Source organism: Parasphingorhabdus sp. (genome assembly GCF_048269915.1).
GTDB lineage: Bacteria > Pseudomonadota > Alphaproteobacteria > Sphingomonadales > Sphingomonadaceae > Parasphingorhabdus.
In genome coordinates, this window is sequence record NZ_JBLWTY010000001.1 from 69,387 (window position 1) to 93,303 (window position 23,917).

The window sequence follows — 23,917 nt, forward strand, 5'->3', positions numbered from 1 at the left end:
GGCCATGACGGACCAGAAAAGGGATGAGGGATTCGGCGGATCGGTCGGACAGGAATGGGCGGACATCCTGCAGCCGCTGCTCCCAATCGGAGGGCGCCTGGCTCCGCTGCTTTTGCACCCTGGCGACCGCCAGCTTCGGTGCGAATTTCATGACGCGCTATATTCGACGATTGCGCACGGCTATGTCGGGCTGCTCTATGCCGACCCCGCCCATCCTGACTGGACCCCCTATTACAATCCCGGCTATGGCAATAATGGCGGGGCCTGCCCCGATTTCATCTACTATGTCTGCCCCGTAAACGATGATGGGACCTACCGGATATCCGGATTCCGGGGCACTGTACGATGCGCTGATTTCGGCTTGGGAAGCGGACCGCTTTTTCCGACCGGCAAGGGAAACCTTGGCCCGACGCTGGCGAGCCACGATCTCGACAGCCTTCAAATCGGCGAGGATGGTTCGTTCGAGGTAATCGTCAGCCCCGAGCGGCCAGCCGCAAATGGTAGCGACTGGTGGGAACTCAAGCCCGGTACCAGCTATATCATGGTCCGGCTGATGTATTATGACTGGGCGAATGAAACCGCCCCACGGCTGACGATCGACCGCCTCGACACGCCGGTCAGCAGACCGAGGCCAACCTTTTATCAGCTGGAAGAGCGTCTGAAGCAGATTGCCGAATGGGTGGAGTCGATGAACCGCTTCGCGATGGAATGGGCCAACAGTCTGGCACCGCAAGGCTTGGTCAACGTGCTCGGTTCCGCCGACTATGGTGACTATGGCGGGGTAAAGACGCAAGCCTATACGCAAGGCATGTTCGATCTTGAACCGGGTGAGGCGCTTATCCTCGAAGCCAAATTGCCCGAACCCTGCCGTTATTGGTCCTTCGCGCTTGAAGACGAGTTGGCGCGCTATCTTGATTACCAGACACGGCAGACGAGCCTTAACGGCCATGATGCCGTCATCGATCCTGACGGCTGCTTTCGGGCGGTCATCGCCGCAACCGACCCAGGCATTCCCAACTGGCTCGATACCGCAGGCTATCAACGGGGCATCCTTTTCGGGCGCCGATATATGGGCGCAGACGCGCCGGTTCCGACCCTTAAAAAGGTCAAACTGGCGGACGTCCGGGCGCATCTTCCATCGGCGACGCCCGTCGTATCTCCCGAACAGCGGGATGCTTCACTTCGCGAACGAAAGCGTGCGGCACAATTGCGCCGCAAATGGTGATCCTTGCGGCGACACAGGTTCGCCACGACCAGATTTGAAGGAAGGCCGGGATGAAGAAGGGTATATTGCTAACACGAGTGAGCGCCAAGCCGGGCCAGGAGGATGAATTCCTCAATTGGTACAGAAGCTATTTCACCCCCTATGTGGCATCGCTTCCCGGCTTTGTCAGTGCGCGGGTGATGCGCTTCAAGCGCCCCGCCAGCAACGAAGAGGCAGGCAGCCCCAACGCCTTCGATTTTCTCACCATCTATGAACTGGAAGCAGACGACCTCCAGACACCACTGCGCCATTTGCGCGAGGCCGAGGTTGGCCATGGCGATTGCATCAAGATAACCGAAGCTGTGAGCTTCGATCCCGTGCCGACCGAATGGCTCTATGAGGATCTGTTCGTGACATCCAAGCCGACCAGCCGAGAGGGGTTGGAATGGCGGGGCAAAGAGAGTGAGAGCGCTGCGGTCGAAACCGTCGTCGACAAAGTGTTGGGCTGGGTACCCGACTGAACGCGCGCACCGCATTTACACAATGATTCAAACATTTGGGAGAATGACATGGCAAAGGGAATATTGATGTCGCGCATAAATGCCAATCCAGGCCACGAAGACGCGTTTCTCAACTGGTACAAGACGGAGTTTACCCCGTTCATCACCTCGCTGCCGGGCTTCGTCAGTGCGCGGGTCATGCGCTTCAAGCGCCCGGCAAGGCCGGGGGATGGCAGCTCTCCCAATGAATTCGGCTTCCTCACCATCTACGAACTGGAAGCAGACGATCTGGAGGAACCTATTCGGCACCTCAACGAAGCGGTAGCGGCCGGCGGCGAGAATCAGAAAATTATGAAAGTGGTGAGTTTTGATCCTGTTCCGACCGAATGGCTTTACGAGGATATATTCATCACGGCCTAGTTTACTTGCGGCAAGGCCGGCATTCAGCTTTTGGGTTTACCGCGCCAGCCAAATTCGATGAATTCCGTCAGCTTGTCGACCATATGTTCGGTATCGCCCGGCCCTTCCGGAAACAGCCAGTCCTCAAGGACTGAAACCCCGAACACCAGTGCATAAACTGCTCTCGTTGCAAAGCGCACGTCGAATTCCTCGTCGATGCCAAACTCGGCCCGACGACTATCGATTTGATCCTGGACCTGCTGGAGGATCACGCCAAGCGGCGATTCCATGGTCTCGCCGGAACCGAGTGGCGCGCCCTGCTCGTAAAGATAGGCGGTGAGCATGGCCATCATCGACGCGCCTTGTTCGCGCAACAGCTGGTAGAACTGACTGACATAGCTGCGGGACAGCTGCTCAAGGCCAACCTCTCCCGAACCTGCCACATTCTGCTTCGTCCATTCTTCGACGAAATTCGACACGAACTCGTTGAACGGTTCTAGTATCGCCTGTTCGAACAACGCCGCCTTGGTGCCAAACTGGCGAAACAGCATGGCCTCGGAAAGCCCGGCTCGATCTGCGATGTCACGGGTTGTCGAATTGGCATAACCGCGCTCACGGAAATGATCCCGCGCGGCATCCAGCAAGAGCCCCCGGATTTCGACAGGCGACCGCCTCCGCTTGCGCGGAGGCTTAATTTTTTGAGCCTTGGCAGTCATACTTAATTTTCCCCTGATCCCTTTTCATATCTACACGAGTACGTACGTGCCGCAACCCTCAGGCCGAATAAATCGCCTTGACGGAGCAATCACATCGAAGTATCTGCTATCTAAACTTCGACAGCTAGATCGAACAGCAAATGGAGCATGCCGAATGAATCCTAATGTCCAGGAAATCCTGCAAATGTACCGGACGATGACCATGATTCGTCAATCCTGCGAACGGGTTAGGTCCATGGTCCTTTCCGGAGAGGCTATGCTGCTAGTGCACATGCCTTGGGGTGAGGAAGCAATCTCGGCCGGGATAAGCGCCCACCTGCGATCTGCTGACACCACCATCACCACCTATCGCGGCATGGGCGACGAACTCGCCAAGGGTGTTCCGCTCAAGGCGCTCTGGTCGGAATATCTCGGCAAGGCGACCGGGCCATGCAAGGGTAAGGGCGGCCCGATGCACATCACCTATCCCGAAGCCGGACTAATGGTGACAACGGGCATTGTCGGCAGCGGCATCCCGATCGCCAATGGCTTTGCGATCGCTAGCCAGCTGCGCGGCGACGATCTCGTCACGGTCGTCAATTTTGGCGACGGAGCGACCAATATCGGCGCCTTCCACGAAGCGTTGAATATGGCACAGCTCTGGAAACTGCCGGTGATCTTTCTGTGCCACAATAACCTGTGGGGGGAGCACACAGCTATCCATGAGCATCAGGAAAACGAACATGTCGCCGACCGGGCGGCCGCATACGGCATGGAGGGCATAACCGTCGACGGAACCGACCCCATCGCAGTTTGGGAGGCCTCAAAAACAGCTATCGAGCGCGCGCGCGCTGGCAAAGGGCCGACGCTGATCGAAGCCGTCGCCCCGCGGCTAGCCGGACATTATGTCGGCGACGCCATGAAATATCAACCGGAAGGCTGGCTCGAAAAGGCTCTCGAAACCGATCCGGTTGTGACCTTTCGCGCCCGCATCCTGCAGGAAGGCCATGCGACGGAGGAAGCTCTGTCAGCCATCGAAAGCGAAATTCGAGCCGAGCTTGATGAAGCTGTCGAGTTCGCCAAAAACAGCCCCGACCCTGATGTGTCGGAAATTGAAATCGACATTTATTCGGAGGTTGCCGCATGAGCGGATTGACGCAAAAGAAGCCGGGCATCGCGAAATCCAAGGCTGACGCCCCGCGTAAGATTAGTTTCGTCAACGCGACCAACGCCGCGTTGGACGATGCCCTTACCGACGATCCGACGGTGTTCCTGCTCGGCGAGGATATTGCCGACCCGCAGGATGGCGGAACCTATAAGGCGACCAACGGCCTTTCGACCAAACACGGCATGCACCGTGTCCGGTCGACTCCGATTTCAGAACAAGCGATCGCAGGCGCGGCAGTTGGCGCGGCGATCGCAGGTATGCGGCCGGTCGCCGAGATCATGATGATGAACTTCATCACCTTGGCAATGGACCAGATCACAAACCACGCCGCCAAGCTGCGATTCATGTCCGGGGGGAAAACAAATGTTCCCCTCACCATCCGCACGGCCACCGGCGCTGGCGCAAATTTCGGCGCACAACATTCCGATATGCTTGAAGCTTGGTTCGCCCATACGCCCGGCATGAAGGTCGTTGTTCCGTCGACGCCGGCGGATACTTATGGATTGCTGCTATCATGCATTTTTGACGATGATCCTTGTCTCTTCATCGAGAACGGCCCGCTCTATTTCGGTGGTGCGAAGGGCGATGCACCCGAACGCGGCTATCGTATCCCCCTGAGCAAGGCTCATGTCGAACGTGCCGGATCCGATGTTACCGTTATCGGCTATGGTCGCCCGATGGCTGATATTCGGGTTATAGCTGAAGCACTGGGCAAAGAAGGCATAGGAGTTGAAGTCATCGACCTGCGGACGATTTCGCCATGGGACGAAGCGACAGTTTTTGCTTCGGTGGCGAAAACCAAACGTGCGGTCGTTGTCCATGAGGCCGTCACAAAATTCGGTGTCGGTGCCGAGGTCGCTGCACGGATCAACGAAGAGTTGTTCGGCCAGCTTGCTAGCCCGGTCGTCCGCATCGGCGCACCATTTGCGCCTGTCCCCTATGCCACTGTCCTCGAGCAGGCTTGGCTGGGCGGCACCCAGAAAATTGAAGCAGGAATTCGGAGGTCCCTCAAAATATGACGAAGCAGATCAAGATACCCAAAATCGGAACGGCAATGGTGGAAGGAATTCTCACCGAATGGCTTGTCGCGGATGGCGACACTGTGGCCGAAGGTACGGCCATATATTCGCTGGAGACCGACAAGGCGACCAACGAAATAGAGGCACCAGTGGGTGGGATAATTCGCCTGCTGGGTGAAGAAGGTGAAACCTACGAAGTCGGAACTGTTATCGCAGAATTGAACTGACGCCATCGAAATTCAAACGGGAGGGGGATTCGCGGCCCCCTTTCTCGCATCAGCTGAAAATCTCTTCGCCGTCCAACTGCTCCGCAACACAGTTGACAAAGCGCGCCGCATCGGCGCCGTTGATGACCCGGTGATCATAGCTCAGCGACAATGGCAACATTTTCCGCCAGACGATATCGCCATACGGTCCCGGCGTTGGCAGCCGCCGGGCCTGCGTCACGCCCAATATCGCCACCTCCGGCGCATTGATGATCGGCGTGAACCCCGTACCGCCAATATGGCCAAGAGAAGTGATCGTCATGCACCCGCCCGACATCTCCGCCGTGGAAAGCCCCTTTTCTCGCGCTTTTGTCGCCAGTGCCGCAAGCTCGGCGCCGATTTCGACGGCCGGCTTTGTGTCACAATTTGTGACCACCGGCACAAGCAGCCCGCCGGGCGTCTCGACCGCAAATCCGATATTATAATATTTCTTCAGAATCAGTGCGCCCGTCTTCTGATCGATTGATGCATTGAACTGCGGAAACTGCTTGAGAGCGGCGATAAGCGCCTTAGCAATCAGCGCCGGCGGGGTGAGCTTGGCAGCCGGATTATCAGCATTGTGCACCCGGCGTCGTTCCTCCATCCGGGTGATGTCGGCATCGTCATGATGGGTGACATGGGGGATCGCAACCCAGTTGCGTGCCAGAAATCCGCCTGCCAGTTTCTGCATCCGTGAAAGCGGCTGCGCTTCCACTTCCCCGAATTCGCTGAAATCAACCTCCGGCCAGGGTGGCAGGCTTCCCAGAATTTCAGTTGCGTTCATTTATTGGACTCCGTTCATGTATGAGGCGGCCAGCCCCGTCAGCGCCGCGCCGCAATCACGCTCAATCACGTGGCCGGACACCTCGTTTGAAAACCGTTACGTCTCCCAGCACGCGCGCCCTGCACGCCAACCGGAAGTCGCCGTCCTTCGCAGTCGTTCGAAATCGCATATAGATCGGCTCGAGCGCTTGACGCTCGGCGGCGGACATCTCGTCGAGACATCCGCCGTCCGTTTCCACCTTGATATAGCAGGCAAGGCAGGTCGCATCGCCGTGGCAGATGGTCGGCCACCTCAGACCAGCCTGTTCGGCGGATTCCATCATATATTCGCCGGGTTCCGCCTCGAACGTTTGTCCGCTCGGCTGGAGGCGAACGACCACCATATCTTTGCCGCCAGCCACTATTTGTCCAGTGCGGCTTCCAGATGATTATGGAAGTTCATGATGTTACGCTCCTGATAATTAGCATAAATATTGTGGTCCACCTGGTCCGAATGCAGGTTCTTCTGAATCCGGCGCAGCTGATCGAAATCCTCGTCGAGCAGATAACCATAGGCGCCCTTGGTACCCGGGGCGTCGGTCAACTGGCTTCCAAGCGGCGTATAGGTTGCCTGGACATCTTTCGGCAGCGGTTGATCATCAGGGACATCTACCAGAACCATGACCTCATAGATCATGGACTCAGGATCGTTCCCGTTCGGACGCCAACGATAGACGGCCGGATAGAAATAGCCGCCCCATGGCTGGAGGTTCGGGAAGATCGTGTACTGGATACCATCAAGCGCCTCGACATCGCTGATGCCGGACATGTCCTTGCCTGTCCGCATGGAATAGACTTTTTTGAGCATGTCGGCCATCCGGTGACGTACATCGGTGAGCGTATCATCCGGCGCCATTTGCGGAACAGCATATTCGCTGCCCATGGCCTGTGCGAGTCCGCCGCCGAAAGACGTTTCACCGGTGAGAATTTCGTCCACGCACTGTTGCGGTTCCACCGTACCCCGCATCGACGGGCTGGGCGCAGACAGTGGGAACATCATCCGGGCATGCGGGCCGTAATTGTCATACTGTGTATTGTAATCGCCATTGTACCAAACCGTTTCAGGATGGATAATCGGCACATGATAGACTTCGAGGAACGCCTCCATTCCGAGCTTCCAGTTGCACGGAACCACATGGGCAACGTGGACGGCTTTCCAGCGACGCTTTTGCGGCCAGGTCAGCAGCTGCTTGCGCAGCTCTTCGGGAATGAAATTTTCCAGAGGTTCTGAATCCGGGTCCATGTTGATGAATACGAAACCGTTGAAAGTCTCCGCCTTGACGCTGATCAGGCCATTTTCATCATCCTTGACCCCCGGAAAATCCCAGCGGCAGGGGATATCTTTCAACTTGCCGTCAAGTGACCAGCTCCAGCCATGGAACGGACATTTGATTTCCTTGCCATGTTTGCAGCCGTCTACAAGCGGCGTGTTGCGGTGCCGGCAGATATTGTAAAAGGCATGGAATTCTTCAGGCGCGGATCTCACGACGATGATCGAGATACCGGCGATCTCATATTCGATCTGGTCGCCGACTTCCGGAATATCGTTTTCGCGGCAGGCCATCTGCCAAGTCTTCTTCCAGAGCTTCTCGACCTCACGATCATGCCATTCGCGCGTAATATAGCGATCCTTCGAGATCACCCTGGGCTCAAGTTCCTGCGTAGACCGCTCGGAGAGAAAGGCGGGAGGCGTGAAACGATCAGCAGCGATATAATCGCCCATCCACGGAATCTTGTCAGGGTCCTGATAATCGACGTCTGTCTGGTTCACCTTGCTGGCATCGCTTGAGCTGTAATTCTTGTCCACCATGATAGCCTCTCCATAATTTTGTTTCTTGGGCGGTTATCGCGCCCGTATTACCACGACTCCGATTCGAAGTGTTCGCTTCGGATTAGTTGCTTCATAAGGCGACCCGCTCTCTAGCGCAAGACCAATCAGCGTTTCTCATCCAAGCTCAAGGAACCTCTTGCCGATATTAACGGAGCGTGGGACTGGCGCCGGGAAACTTCCCCGACAAGGGCGGAGATACCATGGCTGGAGGCAAAGAAATTCCCCGCGCCAGCCTGCCCTTCATCTTTCAAAGAAGGACCGGCCGATGCGGGGCAGCTGTGAAGAGAGAGCTCTTCGAATTAAAAGGAGTAACGTAACTCCAACCCATAAACCGTCGGCGGATTATAACGGGTTAAATCGGCGACCGTCGTCGAGATGACCGACTGGATGACATCCGACGAGGTGAGGTTGCGCCCATAGGCGGCCAGCTCAAAACCGCTATCTACATTTGGCCGCCATGCGACCCGCGCATTCACCGTCGCCGCGGCCGGCTGCACGATCCGATTCTGGGAGTCGAAATAGACTTTCGACGAATAGTAAACCGTTCCACTAAAGCCCAGGTCACCATCGCCAATTGGCACCGTGTAGTTCGCTGTTAGATTGCCGGAGAGCTTTGGAGAACGAATGGCGCGATTTCCGCTAACATCACAACTCAGCGTCTGGTTGCCGATCAGCGCCGACGTACCCGAGCGAAAATCGCAGGACGATGTAAAGTCGGTAAAGATCGGCGACTGGACCGAAGCGTTCGGGAAGCTGCTATATTCGGCATGCAGATAGGCAGCACCAAAACTCAGGTTGAATTCAGGCGTAATCCTCCAGGAACCATCCACTTCCAGGCCATAAATTTCCGAGCTTGCCGCATTCGCAAGCAGGGTCGTGACGGAGCCGCCCGCCCCGGTTTCAATCGCGGTGACCTGCAGGTTACTATAGTCATAATAAAATGCAGCAAGGTTCAATGACAAATCGCGCCCACTTGTCTTTACCCCCACCTCGAATGCGTCGAGCGTTTCAGGATCATATGGCGCGGTCTGGAAATTCTGCGAGTTGAAACCACCGCTTTTAAAACCGCGGCTGTATGACGCGTATATATTGGTCGCATCACTTACCCGATAAAGAGCGGAAACGCGCGGCGTGAAGGAGTTGAAGCTGCGCTCGCCGATGACCGGCAAAGATGCGGGCTCCACAATCGTTCCGGCCGTGAAAAAGCCGGTGCCGCGCACATTTTCATGGGTGTAGCGCGCGCCAGCAGTCAACGAGAAACGGTCACTGACATCATAGGTGAACTCGCCGAAACCGGCCCAGGATTCGGCCCTATCCTCATACCAGATCACCGCAGCCAGATCGTTGAACGTCAAAGGATTGTTGCCTGCTTCATTGTTATAGTAGTAGAATCCCGCAACACCCTTAAGCGGCCCCGCATCGTCGAGCGAGTAGATCAGTTCCTGGGTGAAAGTCCGGCTAAAGACGCCGATATCGACTGATATAATCGGCAAAGCCGTGCCGTCATTGTCGCCAATCAGCCTTCCGGTCGTATTGATATAGCTGGTCGTCGACGAAATTTCACCCGGACCAGCCTCAATCGTTCCGCGCAAGCTGACGCTACGGCTTTTGAAATGTACCGATCCTGGAACATTGGCAGCATAGTCATAAGGTCCGGTCGGAATCACAGTGCCCGGCGCAATGAGGTTGGCAACATTGCTCCCCTGATAGCTGGTATAATAGTAATTTTCGTGATCGTTGCGGTCACTATAGAGGCCAGTAAGAATAAATTCGACACCATCTGCCGGAACAAGGCGCATCTTTCCGCGAACGAGATAGGTGTCGGTATCGCTGTTTTCGCGATTGTAGTTGTTGAGCGCATTGCGCCGGAAGCTGCCCTGATGATGAGCATAACCGGACAAACTGAACGCGAGAACATCGTCAATGAGAGGTGCCGTAACGAAGGCGCGTCCATAGACGGTACCGAAACGCTCGACTCCGGCACTCACTTGACCCTGCGCGTCAAACTCGGGATCGAGCGTAGTGACGATAATGGCACCGCCGGTCGCGTTGCGGCCAAATAATGTGCCTTGCGGACCACGCAACACCTGAACTTGGCGGACATCGGGCAAATCATAAATGGCTCCGACCGTATTCTGCTGATAGACGCCGTCCAGATAGGTGGCGACATTCGGATCGGCGGAAGGCAAGGTACTCGTCGACGTGACACCGCGTATCGCGGGCTGCACGAACGGACCGATAGATTCGATGCGCAGGCTGGGAGCGACATTCGCAAGATCGCGCGTATCGGCCACCCCCACTTTCGACAACATGTCGCCGCTAACCGAAGAAATTGAAATCGGAACGTCATTCAACCGCTCCTCGCGACGGGTTGCCGTAACAATAATCACACCATCACGTTCTTGTTCACTCGCCGCTTCAGCCACCTCGGTTTGCGCGACCTCTTGTGCATGAACCAGCGACGGCATCGCCAAAATTGCCAAGCCTGTTGAACAAAGCAGAATGTTTTTCCGTGAAACCATCGATCCTCTCCTTACCCTATTATTTTTATAATTGATGCGGTTTTGCGTAGATTTGCTATTTTGTCAACCAATTAGTTTATAACTATCACATTGCCATTTTCCGGCACTTTGGCAAACAGCCTTCCAGCTACTGTCACCAATCGAGAAACGCGCGCGCATTAGCTCAAATATGGAGGAAACAAACCCTGCTCTGCTCCATCAGTTGTCCATAGAGCAACAAAAGCACAACCGCCGTGCTGCAGCAAATGCGCAGAGACCTCCACAAACTCACACTCATACACCGACCGATCGCGATAACGCCAGAAAGCCGAATCATGCATTTCGATGCAAACTTTGCGATAGCAATATTATTATTTGGTCAACTAGTTATATATTAGCGCGAGCCGCATCTGTGTTTGCGCGGATTCACAATGAAGCGTTCAATGTGGCAATTCTGGAATATCTCAATCGCGCGCCCAAATTGCACAGCCCCGACTTCTCCGGTCAGTCCCGCGCAATGACCGGACGACGTTCAACGATCTTCAAACCATAACCTTCCAGGGCCGCGAGCTTCGCCGCACTCGAGGTCAGGAGGACCATCTCGCTCACACCGAGATCGTGGAGAATCTGCGCACCTACACCATAATCACGCAGCGCCTGACCTCGCACCCCTTCCTTGCCCGTACGATAGCGTTCGGAAAGCGCCGCGGGATTGGGGTCACGGATAAACACAGCTACGCCAGGGCCGTCCAACCGCCCGATCGCACGCAACGCCTCCGCAACATAGTCAGTTCGCGCTTCGACATGACCGAGCAGATCAACGCCGATATCGACCTGATGCATACGCACCATCGTGGGCTTGTCAGGCAATATTGCGCCGCGCACCAAGACCGCATGCTCGGTACCGTCCAAAGTGTTCCGATAGATGCAAAAACGAAAGTCGGATCCGTGAATGCTTTCGAACGGTGTTTCAAGCACCTTCTCCACCTGCTGCTCGGTGCGCTGCCGATAAGCAATAAGATCCGCAATCGTCCCGATTTTGAGGCCATGATATTGCGCGAAAGGGACTAGATCTGGCAATCGGGCCATGGTCCCATCATCATTCATGACCTCGCAGATCACCCCTGCAGGATTGAGCCCGGCGAGCCGAGAAACATCGACCGCCGCTTCCGTATGGCCGGCGCGCACAAGAACGCCGCCATCACGGGCGACCAACGGAAACACATGACCGGGTGAGACGATATCGTCGGGGCCCTTTGTCGGATCGATCGCGGCGGCAATGGTGCGCGCGCGATCATGCGCGGAAATTCCCGTGGTAACCCCTTGGCTCGCCTCGATCGAAACAGTGAATGCCGTTCGCATCCCTTCGCAATTCTCGGCGACCATCGGCGGCAACCGCAATTGCTGCGACCGCTCGTTCGTGATAGCGACACAGACAAGACCCCGCGCATGACGGACCATGAAGTTGATCTGCTCGGGCGTAGCAAACTGGGCCGGGATGATGATATCACCCTCATTCTCGCGATCCTCGGCATCCACGAGTATATAGGGGCGGCCATTGCGGGCCTCCTCGACGATCTCTTCGATCGACGAAAGGCAGCGTGTGTCAGAGGCAGAAACGCCCTGCTCCAGTTGATCAAAATAGGGTTGTTTCATCAAATCTTCCTTAGTCCGAAGCGGCATGCGACATGATCTTGACAAGCAAGATGCTGGCGCCTTGCTCCAATATTACCGGTGAAAACCAGAATGAGATATTTTTACTTACTGGTCAATCAACAATTTTATTGGGTGGAGTTTGCTACTTCAAACATGCGGAAACACGCAATCGCATATTGGAGAGGCTGCTTGTATTGCCAGCGGCGATCAGGCGTTTATGAAATGGATTCACCCGCAGCACGGGCACGATCCAAGAGTGTTCGCTCTGCCTCTGGCAAGTTCCGGGCAACGAACCACAGGCACAACAGGGCGCAGGGCATGCTGATGAGAATACTAAGAATGGCCATGCGCAGATCACCGCTAATGTCACTGATCAACCCGACACAATATGGGCCAAAACCCAAGCCGAGTATACTCGTTCCCAGCGTCTGCACGGCATATGCGATGCCTCTTATCCGCGGTAATGCTAGATCCTGAACCGTGGCGGTGATCGCACCAAAATAGGTCGGCAGCAAAAATGTGGCCAGCGAATAGGTGACGTAGAATAGCGTAACATTGGGCGTCACATATTGAATCGCGGTCGCAACCGTAAACAATGTTTGTGTGACCATGACAACGTAGATGCGCCCGGAAGGATGCCATCGTTTTGCCCAGTCCCCAATCAAACCGCCCGTCGCGGTTCCCATGAGACCCGCTATTGCCGCAATAGCACCCAAGCCGAAACCGTCAGCCGCGGAGAAACCGAGATAGCGAGATGCATAAAGGAAGATGAAAGCATTCACCGAATACATGGAAATGGTGATGAAGCCACAGGCAAAAGTGAGCCCCATAAACGTAGGCGACCCGACTATCAGCCGATGCGCGACAGGGTCGCGCAAACGAATAGACTGAGTCCAGCTATATGCAGCGTAAACTGCGATGCCTATCGCCATCCATTGAACGAGGTTACTCGTTATCGAAAGTCTCCCGACTTCGAAAAGGCTTGAACGGCGATTCTCCGATAACAGCCCGTCAGTGGCCAAGGTAGTCAGGGCGATGGCCGTGATCACGGCGACGATCGCCGTCAGGTTCTTCCGCAGATCGATAGATGTACCAAGCCGGAGAATGTGCAAAACACTCCAAGGTGGAAACATCATCCCCGCTTCAGCCAATGCGCTGCGGAAAGGCCGGGGATTGCCCGGATGAGGCTGACCCTCAAGTTCACCGCGCACGGGCTCCCGTACAGTTGTTAAAATCAGGACCGCAAGCAAAATACCGGGAAGCCCGACACCAATAAACGCGGCCTGCCAACCGGCGAGCCCAAACGGCGCATGAACTGCGTCACCATAAGCCGATTGCCAGCCGGAAACGATCAGTCCGCCGATAATCAGAGACAAGCCCGCACCGACAAATGCGCCTGTTTGATAGAGAGCGATGACCGTCGACCGCTGCTCCTTGCGAAAATAATCGCCAAGCAACGAGATCGCGGCAGGCGATGCACTTGCCTCGCCAACACCGACACCGATACGGGCAGCGCCCAATTGCCCGAAATTAGAGGCGGCGCCCGAAGCCGTGGTCATCAACGACCAGACCGACAGGCCGAGCGCAAGTGTCTTCACCCTACTCCAGCCATCCGCCAGCTTGGCCAGCGCTATCCCAAAAAGACCGTAGAACAGGGCAAAGGCAGTGCCGTATAAGAGCCCGAGCTGCGCATCAGAGATTCCTAAATCAGCCTTCAGATAAGGCGCTAGGATTGTGATGATCTGACGATCAACAAAGTTGAACGTGTAAGTCAGCATCAGGATGAACAGCACGTACGCTCGATAGCAGTTGCTCATCATTCAACTCCTCTGGGTATCCGAAAGCGGTATATTGCTCTGCAGCTGTGCGGAACCGCGACAATCAACCCGACTGAAACCCGGTCCATGCGGGGAAGCTCGTAGTCGCTGTATCATGTTGAAACGAGACCAGTCTCTGTCGCGCAAACTCAACCACTTGTTTCCCGACGATATCTAGCTGATTGCTGACCGAGACATCTGTGCATCTCCCGTCGAGAAAGATGCCGCCCGCACTGTTCACAGATGCGCCGAGCGGCGTCGGCCAACCCCGCAATGCATGCACGATCGAGCGCAATGCTGCCAAGGTGCTGGCCGTCGCCTGCCAGCCATAAGCTGTAGAAATCAGGCCAACCGGCACACCATCCAGATAGGGACGCTCGTCCTTTGCTGTGAACTCCAGATAATCGATTGCATTCTTTACCAACCCGGAGATCGAACCATGATAGCCCGGAGATCCGATGATCAGGCCATCGGCTTCTCGAACAGCGTCGACAAGGCGGTGCCCCTCGTCAGACGACTGGCTTTTATCCGTGCCAAAATGTGGCAAGCAGGTCAGCGATGATCCATCAAAAAGGAGCGTACGTGCACCCGCGTTCTCCGACGACGACAGCGCAAGCTTCAATGCCTGCTCCGTTGACGAGCCCGGGAGTGTCGTCCCGCCGATTCCGACGATGAGCGGTCGTGAGACTGCCGGTCTGATTCTTTTCGACATGCTGCCCAATCTTCCCACTATTAGAATGCCGTGGGGACGGTCAGGCCATTATCATCTTTGTCGGGTGCATCACCCCCAGCTGCCCGATTTTCAAAATGGCCGGGCGCATGACGCACCCCAATATCCCCACCAACGTCATGCGCCTTCAGCGCTGGCAAAACATGTTTGACGAAACGTTCCTGATTGGCAAAAGCCGTCTCGCGCGACATGCCACCGAAGGTAAGGATCGCAAGAACGGCTCCCGCATCTATCCGGTCGACATAGTCCATCAATTTCGCCGTCACCTGCTCGGCCGTTCCGCAGATCTGCAGATCGGCAAGAAAGCGGTTGAACTTGTCTATGCCGTGCTTTTCAATGTTGTTCGCGAGCGCTCCATAATATTCGTAGCCTTCAATATTCGCCAGATTCTTGTTCTGAAATTCATAGTGTTCGGACGTCGATCTCGACATCCCCATCAAATATTTCTCATACATTTCCTCGGCTTCGGCTTCTGTCTCGCCGATTGCGACATTGACCGCGAGGACCGGTTTGGGCGCTTCCTCACCAGTCACTTCGCGGAAACGCTTCGCATAGCCGGCCAATTCTTCCTCAACGATATGCCATGGCTTTTGCGGAATGATCATCAGACCAACGCCAAGCTTAGCCACCAGGTCGATGGACTGCGGAGACACTGCCGAGGCGAATGTCCGTCCCCTGAAGGATTTTAGCGGAGCCGGGCGGATGGCGATGCGTGGCTGCTTGTAGAGTTCACCGTCGGCTTCAATATATCCGGTTTCAAGGGATTCCAAAATCGCTGGCGTATATTCAGTAAAGCGACGACGCGATTCAGCCATCGGGATGCGGAATGCCTCAAACTCGCTCCGACCCAAGCCGCGACCGATACCCAGGATTGAACGCCCTTCCGAAAGATGGTCGAGCAGGGTGAACGATTCAGATACCCGTATCGGGTCATGCCAGGGAAGGACCATTACCATCGACCCGAGCTTGATATGCTTTGTCTGTCCAGCAATCCAGGACAGAAACTGGGGAACTTGCGGCGTCACACCATGATCGCTGAAATGATGCTCGGGCGTCCATACGGAATCGAAGCCATCATCCTCCGCGCGCACGGCGAGCGCCATTTCCGTCTGATAAACCTCGGCATCGCTTTCTTCGCCAAGACGCTGAAACAACAAACTCAATCCTACATGCATGATGCTAATCCCCTTAATTTACTGGATTTTCCAGCCATTTAAAATTCTTCACTATCGCACCCGCTATTGCTGGCGTTCGACTTCCGCAGACCTCTGCTTCTTCGTCACAGACACCAATCCGTCGCGCGTTACGCGCAAGCCAGCCTGCTCGCAGTCCCAAGTATTTTCGGTAATGCCCTCGGCCCTCAGTTCCGGTTTCTTGACCCGGAAGGTCGGCGTCATCGGCAGGGCGTCAACGACGCGAATATATCGCGGCACCATGAAATAGGGCAGCTTCCCGACGAGATAACGAAGCAACTCGGCCGGATCGAGCGTGACGCTTTCCTGCACCACGACCACCGCTAAAATGTCGTCTTCGCTATGCTCGCTCGGCACGGCAACGACCGCCGCCTGCATCACATCTTCATGGGAGAGCAATTGCGCCTCGACCTCGAAAGACGAGACGTTCTCGCCCCTTCGGCGCATCGCGTCCTTTTTCCGGTCGACAAAATAATAATAGCCGTCTGCATCACGGCGCATTGCATCGCCGGTATGGAACCACTGATTCCGCCAAGCCGCTATCGTCGCCTCGGGCATGTCGTGATAGCCATTCATGATCGTCCATGGATGACGCCCCCGAACCGCAAGTTCGCCAGTTTTGCCTTCCGGCACTTCGACATCGTGCTCGTCAACGATACGCGCTTCGAAATCGGGGCGAAGTCGACCGGTGCTGCCGAGCGGAATTTTCTCCCCCGGCTCGGAATAAATTGCGACGCCGAGTTCGGTCATCCCGTAACCGGTTACGAGTTCCACTCCAAAACGCTTGGCAAAAGCGTCGGCTTCCTTGATGAGCGGCGCCAGTTGCATGCGTTGCAACGGATGATCGCGATCGTCCGGCCGACTAGGTTGTTTCCAAAGAAAATCACCCATCGCACCCACCAGCAACGCGGAGGTGCAGCCATATTCCCGAACCTCATCCCAAAAGCCGCTGGCCGAAAACCGTTCGGGGATCACTGCCGTCGCCCCGTGCACGAGTGCGTTATATACGCCATGCCACCGGCCCCCAATGTGAAACAGCGGTTGCGACACCATCATCACATCGTCAGCACTCGTCTTTGAATAGGACAAGGCTGCGCAAAAAGCCTGGGCGTGAGGAATGATCACACCCTTCGACGCGCCCGTCGTACCAGACGTATACATGATCGCCATCTGATCCCATGCAGATGCGGGCTCCAGCGGCGTCTCCACGCCCTCCAGTAGAGTCTCGTATCGAATAACATTGAATCGGGAGGGCAGCCCCTCCCCGCTTCCGCCGCGAACAATGATCGTCCGGAGGTCGGGAAGATCATCGGCAATATCGGCGATGCGGTTGCAGAATTCCTGTTCAACAAATGCTACGCGCGCGCCGGAATGGCCCACGACGTAGTGGAGCATCGCACCCAGATAGGCCGGATTGACCGGCACCTCCACCATTCTGCCTGCACTGAGACCCAGCCAGATCGAAAGGGCATCCGCGTGGTTGTTGAGGAAGGTTATGACAGCATCGCCGGGACTTAGGTCAAGCGCCAGCAGATGATTGGCCATACAGAATGCCGCGCGCTGCGCTTCGGCATAGGTCACAGCCACATTGGCATCACGGAACGCCAGCTTGTCGCCCCGTGCGGCAGCCTGTCTGGCAAGAACATGCGTAATTGAACGCTCTGCGACCGGTATCTTGCTCACTGGGTCAATCAAGTGACACCCCCTCGTTTTTCGAGGTTCGCTAGGGATAGGATCGATTTTATCCTGACGGAATACATTCAGCTTTACTCCTCGATCGTGATGATGCGCGCCGGACAAACCTTAGCCGCCTCACGAACACGCTCGTGAAACTCTTCGGACGGATATTCTTCCAGCAGTATGACGACGCCATAATCCTCGTCCTGGCTAAAGACCTCGGGAGCCTGAAGCGCGCAATGGCCGGCGCCAATGCAACGCTCAGAATCTACAGAGACACGAAATTTTGCCATATTACTCCCTCGTCAGGACGCGGACACTGGCAACCCGAAGAAGCGGGCAGCACTTTCACCAAGCACGTCGCGCCGGACTTGTTCATCGAATTGGTCATAAGACGCGTCGAACAACTCGACCAAACCATAGGTTGTCTGCGGATGCGGATAGTCGCTTCCCAGCGTGACAACCTGCGAGCCAACCCGCTCTACCAGCAAATCCAATCCGCGGTCGTCGGGAAAGGCAACGACATAGCACTGCCTGCGGAAGAGATCGCTGGGCGAGAGAGCGTCCGCATTCCCGCTTTCGATACGCGCCTGAGCCGTCAGTGGACGCTCCCAGACGGAATCGAGCATCTCCAGCCAACCCTGCAACCATGCTGCGTGCGCCTCGACAAACCCGATTTTCAATTTCGGAAAGCGATCACATACGCCGCCCAGCAGCAGATCCATCATGCTGAGCTGAATCTCCACGGTATGCCCGCAGAGGTACATCATCGGATACTGATCCTTATACGATGCCCTCGCCACGAGCGAAGATGCCGTACCCGGAACGCGCGTAAATTCATGGAATGTCATCACGACATCCTTGTCCTGCAACGCTTGCCAGAGCACATCGTAATCGGGGTCCGACCAACGCCGTTCAAGCGAGGGTGTCGGCGTCGAGAAGGCGACCTTCAATCCAAGTTCGTGCGCAATGTGAAACTCCTCGAGCGCGCGTGCGGGATCATACCAGGGCAAGACCATGCAAGGCAGAAGCCGGTCCGGCGCTGCCTTGGCAAATTCGGCGGCCCATCGATTAAGCCCGCGGCAAGCGGCCGCCGCAATGTCGATATCCTCATGATAGCAAAGAAAGGCCATCGTGGTGGGGTAGATGATGCAGACATCAATGCCCTCTTCATCCATCCATTCGATCCGCTCCTCTGGATAGTCACCACCCTTGATTTTCATGGCCTCTTCAACCCTTACACGCGCAGCTGCCGGAACGAGTTCGCTGGTGTCGATCACCTGACGGATCGCGTCGCGATACTCCTCGTCGATATAGGATTCCCATAGCTGCAACGGCTGCCAGAAATGGGTGTCGCAATCGACGACCAGAGCCTGTGATTTCTGATTCAACATTGGTTCTTCTTTAGCCTTCCTACACATGCGGCACTTGAGGCCGCCCCTAAATTCGAATCGCAGGATGCAGAGCTTTATCTTATTGGTCAAGCAAATAGTTTAACTACTCGAGAATTTCTTCGGCGATCAACAAATAAGCTCGGAAGCCGTCGCTCTGCCGCTTAGCGGGACATGCCAAAAAATTCTTATTAGTATTATTGGTTGACCATCAAGTTTATGTTGACGCTTTCGACTTGCCGTGCAATGGAAGCGGCGTCGGCACGGATGGGCACGTCAGGACTTTGAGGTCTACGTATCCCGAGCCGAAGCAAATGTGCGTTTAAATCGATTCGGCCCCGCCCAATGAGCGTAGCGGAATTGTCTAGGGGAGAAGGCTTGGTGAAAATTTCGATTGGCTGCGGCTCGGCAATGGCCGGACACCGGCTGGAACCGGCTATTCAGCTCGCGGACAGCGGAAAAGTAGATTATCTGGCCTTTGACTGCCTCGCCGAACGGACCTTGGCGCTTGCCCAGATCCGGAAGCGAAACGACCCCGAGACCGGTTACGACCTTCAGCTTGGCGATATTTGCCGCCGGTTCACGCCCTTTTTAGGCAGAGGCGGCACGATTGTCGGAAATTTCGGAAGCGCCAATCCAGAGGCAGGTGCCAAGCTGGCCTTGCAGTGCTTCCGTGAATCGGGCTTTCAGGATCTTAAAATCGGCGTCGTCCATGGTGATGACGTGCTGGACCAGATTCTGGAATTGAATGTCGAGCTGCCTGAACTGGGATGCCGTGTCCGGGATCTCGGCGATCAGGTCATTTCGGCACATGCCTATATAGGCGCGGAATCAATCGTTACGTTGCTGGAACAGGGATCACAGTTCATTCTGGGCGGCCGTATTGCAGATCCTTCCCTTTATGTCGGACCGATTTGCCACGAACTCGGCTGGGCTGCCGACGACTGGGACGGCCTCGCCCATGCCATTCTCGCCGGCCACTTGCTGGAGTGCGGCGATCATATCACAGGCGGCAACTTCGCGGACCCGCCATATCGCATTGTGCCCGATCTGCACGACCTCGCTTATCCGATGGCGGAGGTGACCAAGGACTGGATCGAAGTCACCAAGCTTCCCGGGACAGGCGGACGCCTGGATGCGCAGACGGTCAAAGCGCAGCTGGCCTATGAAATTCACGATCCTTCCCGATATTTCACCCCCGATGTCGTGGCCGATTTCTGCGAAGTCGTTGTTGAGGATGTCGCTCCCGATCGTGTCCGCGTTTATGGGGCGACCGCACATCGTCGCCCTGCCGATCTGAAGATAATGGTCGGGCTCGATTATGGCTGGAAAGTTGTCGGCGAAATGTCCTTCGGTGGGCCAGGCTGCATGGACCGGGCCCAACTTGCCGAAGAAGTCATTCGCAAGAGAGCCGAGACTCTTGGCGGAGATATTCTCGACACACGCGCCGACCTGCAAGGCTACAACTCACTGCATGACGGCCTTCTGCAAAAGGACAATCAAGATAATCCTCAGGAGTTGCGGCTTCGTTTCGCTGCCCGTTGCCGAACCGAAGCGGCTGCGCAAGCGCTTGGCCAGCAGCTTGAAATGGTAACCTATTTCGGCCCCGCAGGCGGCGGAGGCCATGCCCGGTCCATCGCTCCCTTTATCGGGGTCACGCCAGCCTTCCTCCCGAGGGAACATGTGAACATTACCACCGAGGTTCTATCGTTATGAAGTTAAGAGAAATTGCGTTCAGCCGCTCTGGGGACAAGGGGGACATCTGTAATGTCTGTGTCTTTCCCTATAACGAGGATGACTATACGCTACTTCGTTCGAAGCTGACCGCCAAGGCCGTGCGCGATGCCTATGGTTCGCTCGTAAGCCGGTCCGTAACCCGCTACGAAATGCCCGGAACCAAGGGACTCAATTTCGTCCTCGACGGGGCGCTCGGGGGCGGCGTTTCGCTATCGCTGCGCGCCGACCCGCATGGCAAGTCCATGCAATCCCTTATTCTCGACATCGATATCTGATCGGGAAACACGCCCAGATGCCCTTACCGACCGACCCATACCTAGCTGGAGCTATGAGATGAATTTCGAACCCGATACAGACCTGACCGCGATCCGCGAGGGCGTTGCCAAACTCTGTGCAAATTTCGACGACGCTTATTGGCGTGAGCATGACGCCAATCACGAGTTCCCGATGGACTTCTATAATGCGCTCGCCGACGACGGCTGGATCGGCATCGCCCTTCCCGAAGAATATGGAGGCAGCGGTGCCGGAATTACCGAGGCCTCTATCCTGCTCGAAGAAGTCGCCGCCTCGGGCGCCGCGATGAACGGAGCTTCAGCTATCCATATCTCGGTGTTCGGTGCCAATCCGGTGGTGAAGCACGGCAGCGCCGAGATGAAGGCGAAATACCTTCCCCGTGTCGCCAAGGGCGAGCTCCATGTCGCATTCGGGGTGACCGAACCGGATGCCGGAACCGACACGACCTCCATCAAGACACGCGCGCGGCGCGATGGCGATCACTATATCGTCAACGGCCAGAAAGTCTGGACGACCAAAGCCCCATTTTGCGAAAAAGTCCTGCTGCTTACCCGCACAAAGCCAATTGAGGAATGCGCACGCCGAACAGACGGGCTCACGCTGTTTTTCGCTGATTTACAGGTCCCCGAAGTCGACATCCGGCCAATCCCCAAAATGGGCCGCAATGCCGTGGTATCGTGCGAAACGCGCTATACCGATCTGCGGGTCGCAGTCGAAGACCGCGTCGGAGAAGAAGGCAAGGGCTTCCAATATCTGCTCGACGGCCTCAACCCCGAACGCATCCTGATCGCATCGGAGGCACTCGGCATCGGTCGCGCTGCGCTGCGCAAGGCTGTCGGCTATGCCAATGAACGCGTCGTTTTCGGCCATCCCATCGGCAAGAATCAGGGCGTCGCCTTTCCTTTGGCCACGGCCTATGCCCATCTCAAGGCGGCAGAACTCGCGATCCGCGAAGCATCTTGGCGTTATGACAACGGCTTGCCCTGTGGTGAACATGCCAATATCGCCAAATTACTGGCCGCCGACGCGGCTTTCGAGGCCGCCGACGCCGCGATGCAGACCCATGGCGGCTTCGGTTACGCGACCGAATATGATGTTGAGCGCTATTTCAAGGAATCCCGGCTCATGCGCATCGCGCCTGTGCCTCAGGAAATGGTGCTCAACTATGTCTCCGAACATGTATTGGGCCTGCCGCGGTCCTACGGGGGCAAGTAATGGCCCGGCCGAGGATTGAACTGAATCTTACCGAAGCTGCCGAACGGGCTGAATCCGCCCTGCGACAGAGTTGGCCTTCCGCATCCATCGTTTCGATCAAGCCACTCAAGGGCGGGGCGTCGAGCCTCACCTATGAAGCAGAAGTCGAAGGTGGAGAGGATAAACGGATTGTCATCAAAATCGCGCCGCCCGGCCTGCCGCCGGTCCGCAATCGAGACGTTCTGCGCCAAGCGCGGCTGATGCATGCGCTTGCCTCTGTCGACGGTGTCAAGGTTCCGAAAATCCTGGGAACCGATACAGGCACTCCGCCCGAAACGCCGCCATTGTTCGTCATGACTTTCGTCGAAGGGGAATCGCACGAACCCTATCATATGACGAAGGCTCCGCCCTCCCCTTCCGATGCGCGCATCCGTGCAATCGGAGCGAGCCGGATGCTGGCGCGCCTTCATTCCGTCGATATCGGCACGCTCGATCTCGGCGACGAACCTGCAATCAGCCCGCGCGACGAAGTCGAGCGCTGGGATCGTGCACTCGCAACTGTCGATAGCGATCTGTCCGAAGGATTAGCGAAAGTGCGCAATGGCCTGTTGGCGAATGTGCCCAACGCCCTCCCCCCGGCCGCGCTGCATGGTGAATGGCGGCTGGGCAACCTCATTTGTCGCGGCGGCGACATCCTCGCCGCTATCGACTGGGAAATCTGGTCTGTCAGCGATCCGCGCATCGACCTCGCCTGGTTTCTGGTCATGGCGGACCCCGATCACCCGACCGCCAAGGCGCCGGGCGAAGGCATGCCTGACATCGCAGAATTGCTTGCTGTCTATGAGGAGAGCGCCGGTCGCAAGATCGTCGACCTCGACTGGTTCATCGCCCTGATCTGGCTGAAGCACGTCGCGACCTCTGCGTTGATCGTGAAAAACAACCGCAAACGCACCGTACCCGATCCCCGCTATGAAAAGATGGTGCCGCGTATCCGGCGCTTCATGGGACTAGCGACCGTAACGCTCGAAACCGGCTCGCCCTATTTCGGAGACCGATCTTGAACGCACTCGACCGCTTTGACCTGACCGGCAAGGTCGCTCTCGTGACCGGCGGAAGCCGCGGTCTCGGTCGGCAAATGGTGATGGGCCTTGCCCAAGCCGGCGCAGACGTGATTATCGCTAGCCGCAAGATCGCCGGCTGCGAAGAGGTCGCCACCATCGTCGAAAAAACAACCGGCCGCAATGCGCTCGCCCATGCCTGCCATGTCGGCAACTGGGACGATGTCGGCAACCTCGTCGAGGCAAGCTATGATCATTTTGGCAAGGTCGACATCCTCATCAACAATGCCGGCATGTCGCCGCGCTATGACAGCGTCGATACAATCAGCGAGGAGCTTTACGACAAGATACTGGGCGTGAACCTGAAAGGCCCTTTCCGGCTCAGCGCGCTGGTTGGCACACGCATGGCGAACGGCGATGGTGGGTCGATCGTCAATATCAGCAGCGTCGGTTCGATTCGACCGCAACCGCATATTGTGCCCTATGCAGCGGCCAAGGCCGGGCTAAACGCTGCCGGTATCGGCTTCAGCCACGCCTTCGGACCCAAAGTGCGCGTCAACACGATCCTCGCGGGTGCTTTCGAGACCGACATAAGCACGGCCTGGAGCGAAGGTTTCCGCAAGGCCTTGCGTCGCCAAGCGCTCGAACGCGGCGGCAAGCCAGACGAGATCGTTGGCGCCGCCATCTACTTCGCGAGCGACGCGTCCAGCTACACCACAGGATCCATCCTCCAGGTTGACGGCGGCCTTCCAAACTGACCGCCCAGCCCCAGATTTGAGAGAAGAG

23 protein-coding genes are annotated in these 23,917 nt (G+C 56.5%); 11 read left to right on the top strand and 12 right to left on the bottom strand.

Annotated elements, in window-relative coordinates; translation table 11 throughout:
- Positions 1–4 precede the first annotated feature (4 nt).
- From ACN0WX_RS00295 to ACN0WX_RS00305, 3 genes are read left to right on the top strand one after another with little or no spacing between them, the layout of a single operon-like run.
- Positions 5–1,225, top strand: coding sequence for a DUF1214 domain-containing protein (locus ACN0WX_RS00295; RefSeq protein ID WP_417620234.1), 1,221 nt, complete (start codon positions 5–7; stop codon positions 1,223–1,225).
- 50 nt (positions 1,226–1,275) lie between these two features.
- A complete protein-coding gene (locus ACN0WX_RS00300; protein ID WP_417620236.1) occupies positions 1,276–1,725 on the top strand; it encodes a hypothetical protein in 450 nt (149 codons plus the stop codon).
- 48 nt (positions 1,726–1,773) lie between these two features.
- Positions 1,774–2,124, top strand: a complete 351-nt coding sequence (locus ACN0WX_RS00305; RefSeq protein ID WP_417620238.1) for a hypothetical protein — start codon at positions 1,774–1,776, stop codon at positions 2,122–2,124.
- Between the two features lie 23 nt (positions 2,125–2,147).
- Here the strand turns inward: ACN0WX_RS00305 and ACN0WX_RS00310 are convergent, their stop codons facing one another.
- Positions 2,148–2,819: a TetR/AcrR family transcriptional regulator gene (locus ACN0WX_RS00310; protein ID WP_417620240.1), complete on the bottom strand. Its 672-nt coding sequence runs from the start codon at positions 2,817–2,819 to the stop codon at positions 2,148–2,150.
- A gap of 154 nt (positions 2,820–2,973) precedes the next feature.
- On the opposite strand from ACN0WX_RS00310, the gene ACN0WX_RS00315 reads away from it, so the two are divergent.
- Genes ACN0WX_RS00315 through ACN0WX_RS00325 form a run of 3 tightly spaced genes read left to right on the top strand, consistent with a single transcriptional unit; the run spans position 2,974 to position 5,212 of the window.
- The gene (locus ACN0WX_RS00315) at positions 2,974–3,945 is read left to right on the top strand and encodes a thiamine pyrophosphate-dependent dehydrogenase E1 component subunit alpha (protein WP_417620242.1); all 972 of its coding nucleotides are present in this window, start codon (positions 2,974–2,976) and stop codon (positions 3,943–3,945) included.
- Positions 3,942–4,985 (top strand): alpha-ketoacid dehydrogenase subunit beta, encoded by a 1,044-nt coding sequence (locus tag ACN0WX_RS00320; RefSeq protein ID WP_417620244.1) that lies wholly within the window; start codon positions 3,942–3,944, stop codon positions 4,983–4,985. The genes ACN0WX_RS00315 and ACN0WX_RS00320 overlap by 4 nt, the downstream gene beginning before the upstream one ends.
- Positions 4,982–5,212, top strand: a complete 231-nt coding sequence (locus ACN0WX_RS00325) for a biotin/lipoyl-containing protein (protein WP_417620245.1) — start codon at positions 4,982–4,984, stop codon at positions 5,210–5,212. Before ACN0WX_RS00320 ends, ACN0WX_RS00325 begins: the two co-directional genes overlap by 4 nt.
- A gap of 49 nt (positions 5,213–5,261) precedes the next feature.
- On the opposite strand, the gene ACN0WX_RS00330 is transcribed toward ACN0WX_RS00325, so the two are convergent.
- From ACN0WX_RS00330 to ACN0WX_RS00380, 11 genes are all read right to left on the bottom strand, one after another.
- Positions 5,262–6,014 (bottom strand): 2-oxo acid dehydrogenase subunit E2, encoded by a 753-nt coding sequence (locus tag ACN0WX_RS00330; RefSeq protein WP_417620247.1) that lies wholly within the window; start codon positions 6,012–6,014, stop codon positions 5,262–5,264.
- A gap of 61 nt (positions 6,015–6,075) precedes the next feature.
- Positions 6,076–6,414: a 2Fe-2S iron-sulfur cluster-binding protein gene (locus ACN0WX_RS00335; RefSeq protein WP_417620249.1), complete on the bottom strand. Its 339-nt coding sequence runs from the start codon at positions 6,412–6,414 to the stop codon at positions 6,076–6,078.
- Entirely contained in the window at positions 6,414–7,862 is a 1,449-nt protein-coding gene (locus ACN0WX_RS00340) for an aromatic ring-hydroxylating oxygenase subunit alpha (RefSeq protein ID WP_417620251.1), read from the bottom strand. The genes ACN0WX_RS00335 and ACN0WX_RS00340 overlap by 1 nt, the downstream gene beginning before the upstream one ends.
- 320 nt (positions 7,863–8,182) lie before the next feature.
- Positions 8,183–10,405: a TonB-dependent receptor gene (locus ACN0WX_RS00345; RefSeq protein ID WP_417620253.1), complete on the bottom strand. Its 2,223-nt coding sequence runs from the start codon at positions 10,403–10,405 to the stop codon at positions 8,183–8,185.
- A gap of 483 nt (positions 10,406–10,888) precedes the next feature.
- Positions 10,889–12,040, bottom strand: a complete 1,152-nt coding sequence (gene ribB / locus ACN0WX_RS00350; protein ID WP_417620255.1) for a 3,4-dihydroxy-2-butanone-4-phosphate synthase — start codon at positions 12,038–12,040, stop codon at positions 10,889–10,891.
- 215 nt (positions 12,041–12,255) lie between these two features.
- Positions 12,256–13,860 carry a spinster family MFS transporter gene (locus ACN0WX_RS00355; protein ID WP_417620257.1) on the bottom strand — a complete coding sequence of 535 codons (1,605 nt, stop codon included), beginning with the start codon at positions 13,858–13,860 and terminating at the stop codon, positions 12,256–12,258.
- 61 nt (positions 13,861–13,921) lie between these two features.
- Positions 13,922–14,569 carry an NADPH-dependent FMN reductase gene (locus ACN0WX_RS00360; RefSeq protein WP_417620259.1) on the bottom strand — a complete coding sequence of 216 codons (648 nt, stop codon included), beginning with the start codon at positions 14,567–14,569 and terminating at the stop codon, positions 13,922–13,924.
- Between the two features lie 20 nt (positions 14,570–14,589).
- Complete coding sequence (locus ACN0WX_RS00365; RefSeq protein WP_417620261.1) at positions 14,590–15,762, bottom strand: LLM class flavin-dependent oxidoreductase; 1,173 nt, start codon at positions 15,760–15,762, stop codon at positions 14,590–14,592.
- A gap of 63 nt (positions 15,763–15,825) precedes the next feature.
- Complete coding sequence (locus ACN0WX_RS00370) at positions 15,826–17,475, bottom strand: AMP-binding protein (protein WP_417620263.1); 1,650 nt, start codon at positions 17,473–17,475, stop codon at positions 15,826–15,828.
- A 71-nt stretch (positions 17,476–17,546) separates the two neighbouring features.
- A complete protein-coding gene (locus ACN0WX_RS00375) occupies positions 17,547–17,750 on the bottom strand; it encodes a ferredoxin (RefSeq protein WP_417620265.1) in 204 nt (67 codons plus the stop codon).
- A 12-nt stretch (positions 17,751–17,762) separates the two neighbouring features.
- Positions 17,763–18,851 (bottom strand): amidohydrolase family protein, encoded by a 1,089-nt coding sequence (locus tag ACN0WX_RS00380; RefSeq protein ID WP_417620267.1) that lies wholly within the window; start codon positions 18,849–18,851, stop codon positions 17,763–17,765.
- 378 nt (positions 18,852–19,229) lie between these two features.
- Here ACN0WX_RS00380 and ACN0WX_RS00385 point away from each other — a divergent pair, with 378 nt between their 5' ends.
- Genes ACN0WX_RS00385 through ACN0WX_RS00405 form a run of 5 tightly spaced genes read left to right on the top strand, consistent with a single transcriptional unit; the run spans position 19,230 to position 23,889 of the window.
- Positions 19,230–20,564 (top strand): acyclic terpene utilization AtuA family protein, encoded by a 1,335-nt coding sequence (locus ACN0WX_RS00385; RefSeq protein ID WP_417620269.1) that lies wholly within the window; start codon positions 19,230–19,232, stop codon positions 20,562–20,564.
- Positions 20,561–20,860: a hypothetical protein gene (locus ACN0WX_RS00390; RefSeq protein WP_417620271.1), complete on the top strand. Its 300-nt coding sequence runs from the start codon at positions 20,561–20,563 to the stop codon at positions 20,858–20,860. Before ACN0WX_RS00385 ends, ACN0WX_RS00390 begins: the two co-directional genes overlap by 4 nt.
- A 58-nt stretch (positions 20,861–20,918) precedes the next feature.
- On the top strand, positions 20,919–22,094 hold the full coding sequence (locus tag ACN0WX_RS00395; protein ID WP_417620273.1) for an acyl-CoA dehydrogenase family protein: 1,176 nt from the start codon (positions 20,919–20,921) through the stop codon (positions 22,092–22,094).
- Positions 22,094–23,134: a phosphotransferase family protein gene (locus ACN0WX_RS00400; protein WP_417620275.1), complete on the top strand. Its 1,041-nt coding sequence runs from the start codon at positions 22,094–22,096 to the stop codon at positions 23,132–23,134. The genes ACN0WX_RS00395 and ACN0WX_RS00400 overlap by 1 nt, the downstream gene beginning before the upstream one ends.
- Positions 23,131–23,889, top strand: coding sequence for an SDR family NAD(P)-dependent oxidoreductase (locus ACN0WX_RS00405; RefSeq protein WP_417620277.1), 759 nt, complete (start codon positions 23,131–23,133; stop codon positions 23,887–23,889). Before ACN0WX_RS00400 ends, ACN0WX_RS00405 begins: the two co-directional genes overlap by 4 nt.
- Positions 23,890–23,917: the final 28 nt, after the last annotated feature.

What these genes read in the sequence shown, in the direction of transcription:
- ACN0WX_RS00365 (WP_417620261.1), bottom strand. Translation starts at nt 15,762, where the DNA reads ATGCATGTAGGATTGAGTTTGTTGTTTCAGCGTCTTGGCGAAGAAAGC.
- ribB (WP_417620255.1), bottom strand. Translation starts at nt 12,040, where the DNA reads ATGAAACAACCCTATTTTGATCAACTGGAGCAGGGCGTTTCTGCCTCT.
- ACN0WX_RS00295 (WP_417620234.1), top strand. Translation starts at nt 5, where the DNA reads ATGACGGACCAGAAAAGGGATGAGGGATTCGGCGGATCGGTCGGACAG.
- ACN0WX_RS00345 (WP_417620253.1), bottom strand. Translation starts at nt 10,405, where the DNA reads ATGGTTTCACGGAAAAACATTCTGCTTTGTTCAACAGGCTTGGCAATT.
- ACN0WX_RS00375 (WP_417620265.1), bottom strand. Translation starts at nt 17,750, where the DNA reads ATGGCAAAATTTCGTGTCTCTGTAGATTCTGAGCGTTGCATTGGCGCC.
- ACN0WX_RS00300 (WP_417620236.1), top strand. Translation starts at nt 1,276, where the DNA reads ATGAAGAAGGGTATATTGCTAACACGAGTGAGCGCCAAGCCGGGCCAG.
- ACN0WX_RS00325 (WP_417620245.1), top strand. Translation starts at nt 4,982, where the DNA reads ATGACGAAGCAGATCAAGATACCCAAAATCGGAACGGCAATGGTGGAA.
- ACN0WX_RS00310 (WP_417620240.1), bottom strand. Translation starts at nt 2,819, where the DNA reads ATGACTGCCAAGGCTCAAAAAATTAAGCCTCCGCGCAAGCGGAGGCGG.
- ACN0WX_RS00355 (WP_417620257.1), bottom strand. Translation starts at nt 13,860, where the DNA reads ATGATGAGCAACTGCTATCGAGCGTACGTGCTGTTCATCCTGATGCTG.
- ACN0WX_RS00400 (WP_417620275.1), top strand. Translation starts at nt 22,094, where the DNA reads ATGGCCCGGCCGAGGATTGAACTGAATCTTACCGAAGCTGCCGAACGG.
- ACN0WX_RS00305 (WP_417620238.1), top strand. Translation starts at nt 1,774, where the DNA reads ATGGCAAAGGGAATATTGATGTCGCGCATAAATGCCAATCCAGGCCAC.
- ACN0WX_RS00390 (WP_417620271.1), top strand. Translation starts at nt 20,561, where the DNA reads ATGAAGTTAAGAGAAATTGCGTTCAGCCGCTCTGGGGACAAGGGGGAC.
- ACN0WX_RS00330 (WP_417620247.1), bottom strand. Translation starts at nt 6,014, where the DNA reads ATGAACGCAACTGAAATTCTGGGAAGCCTGCCACCCTGGCCGGAGGTT.
- ACN0WX_RS00315 (WP_417620242.1), top strand. Translation starts at nt 2,974, where the DNA reads ATGAATCCTAATGTCCAGGAAATCCTGCAAATGTACCGGACGATGACC.
- ACN0WX_RS00380 (WP_417620267.1), bottom strand. Translation starts at nt 18,851, where the DNA reads ATGTTGAATCAGAAATCACAGGCTCTGGTCGTCGATTGCGACACCCAT.
- ACN0WX_RS00395 (WP_417620273.1), top strand. Translation starts at nt 20,919, where the DNA reads ATGAATTTCGAACCCGATACAGACCTGACCGCGATCCGCGAGGGCGTT.
- ACN0WX_RS00340 (WP_417620251.1), bottom strand. Translation starts at nt 7,862, where the DNA reads ATGGTGGACAAGAATTACAGCTCAAGCGATGCCAGCAAGGTGAACCAG.
- ACN0WX_RS00320 (WP_417620244.1), top strand. Translation starts at nt 3,942, where the DNA reads ATGAGCGGATTGACGCAAAAGAAGCCGGGCATCGCGAAATCCAAGGCT.
- ACN0WX_RS00360 (WP_417620259.1), bottom strand. Translation starts at nt 14,569, where the DNA reads ATGTCGAAAAGAATCAGACCGGCAGTCTCACGACCGCTCATCGTCGGA.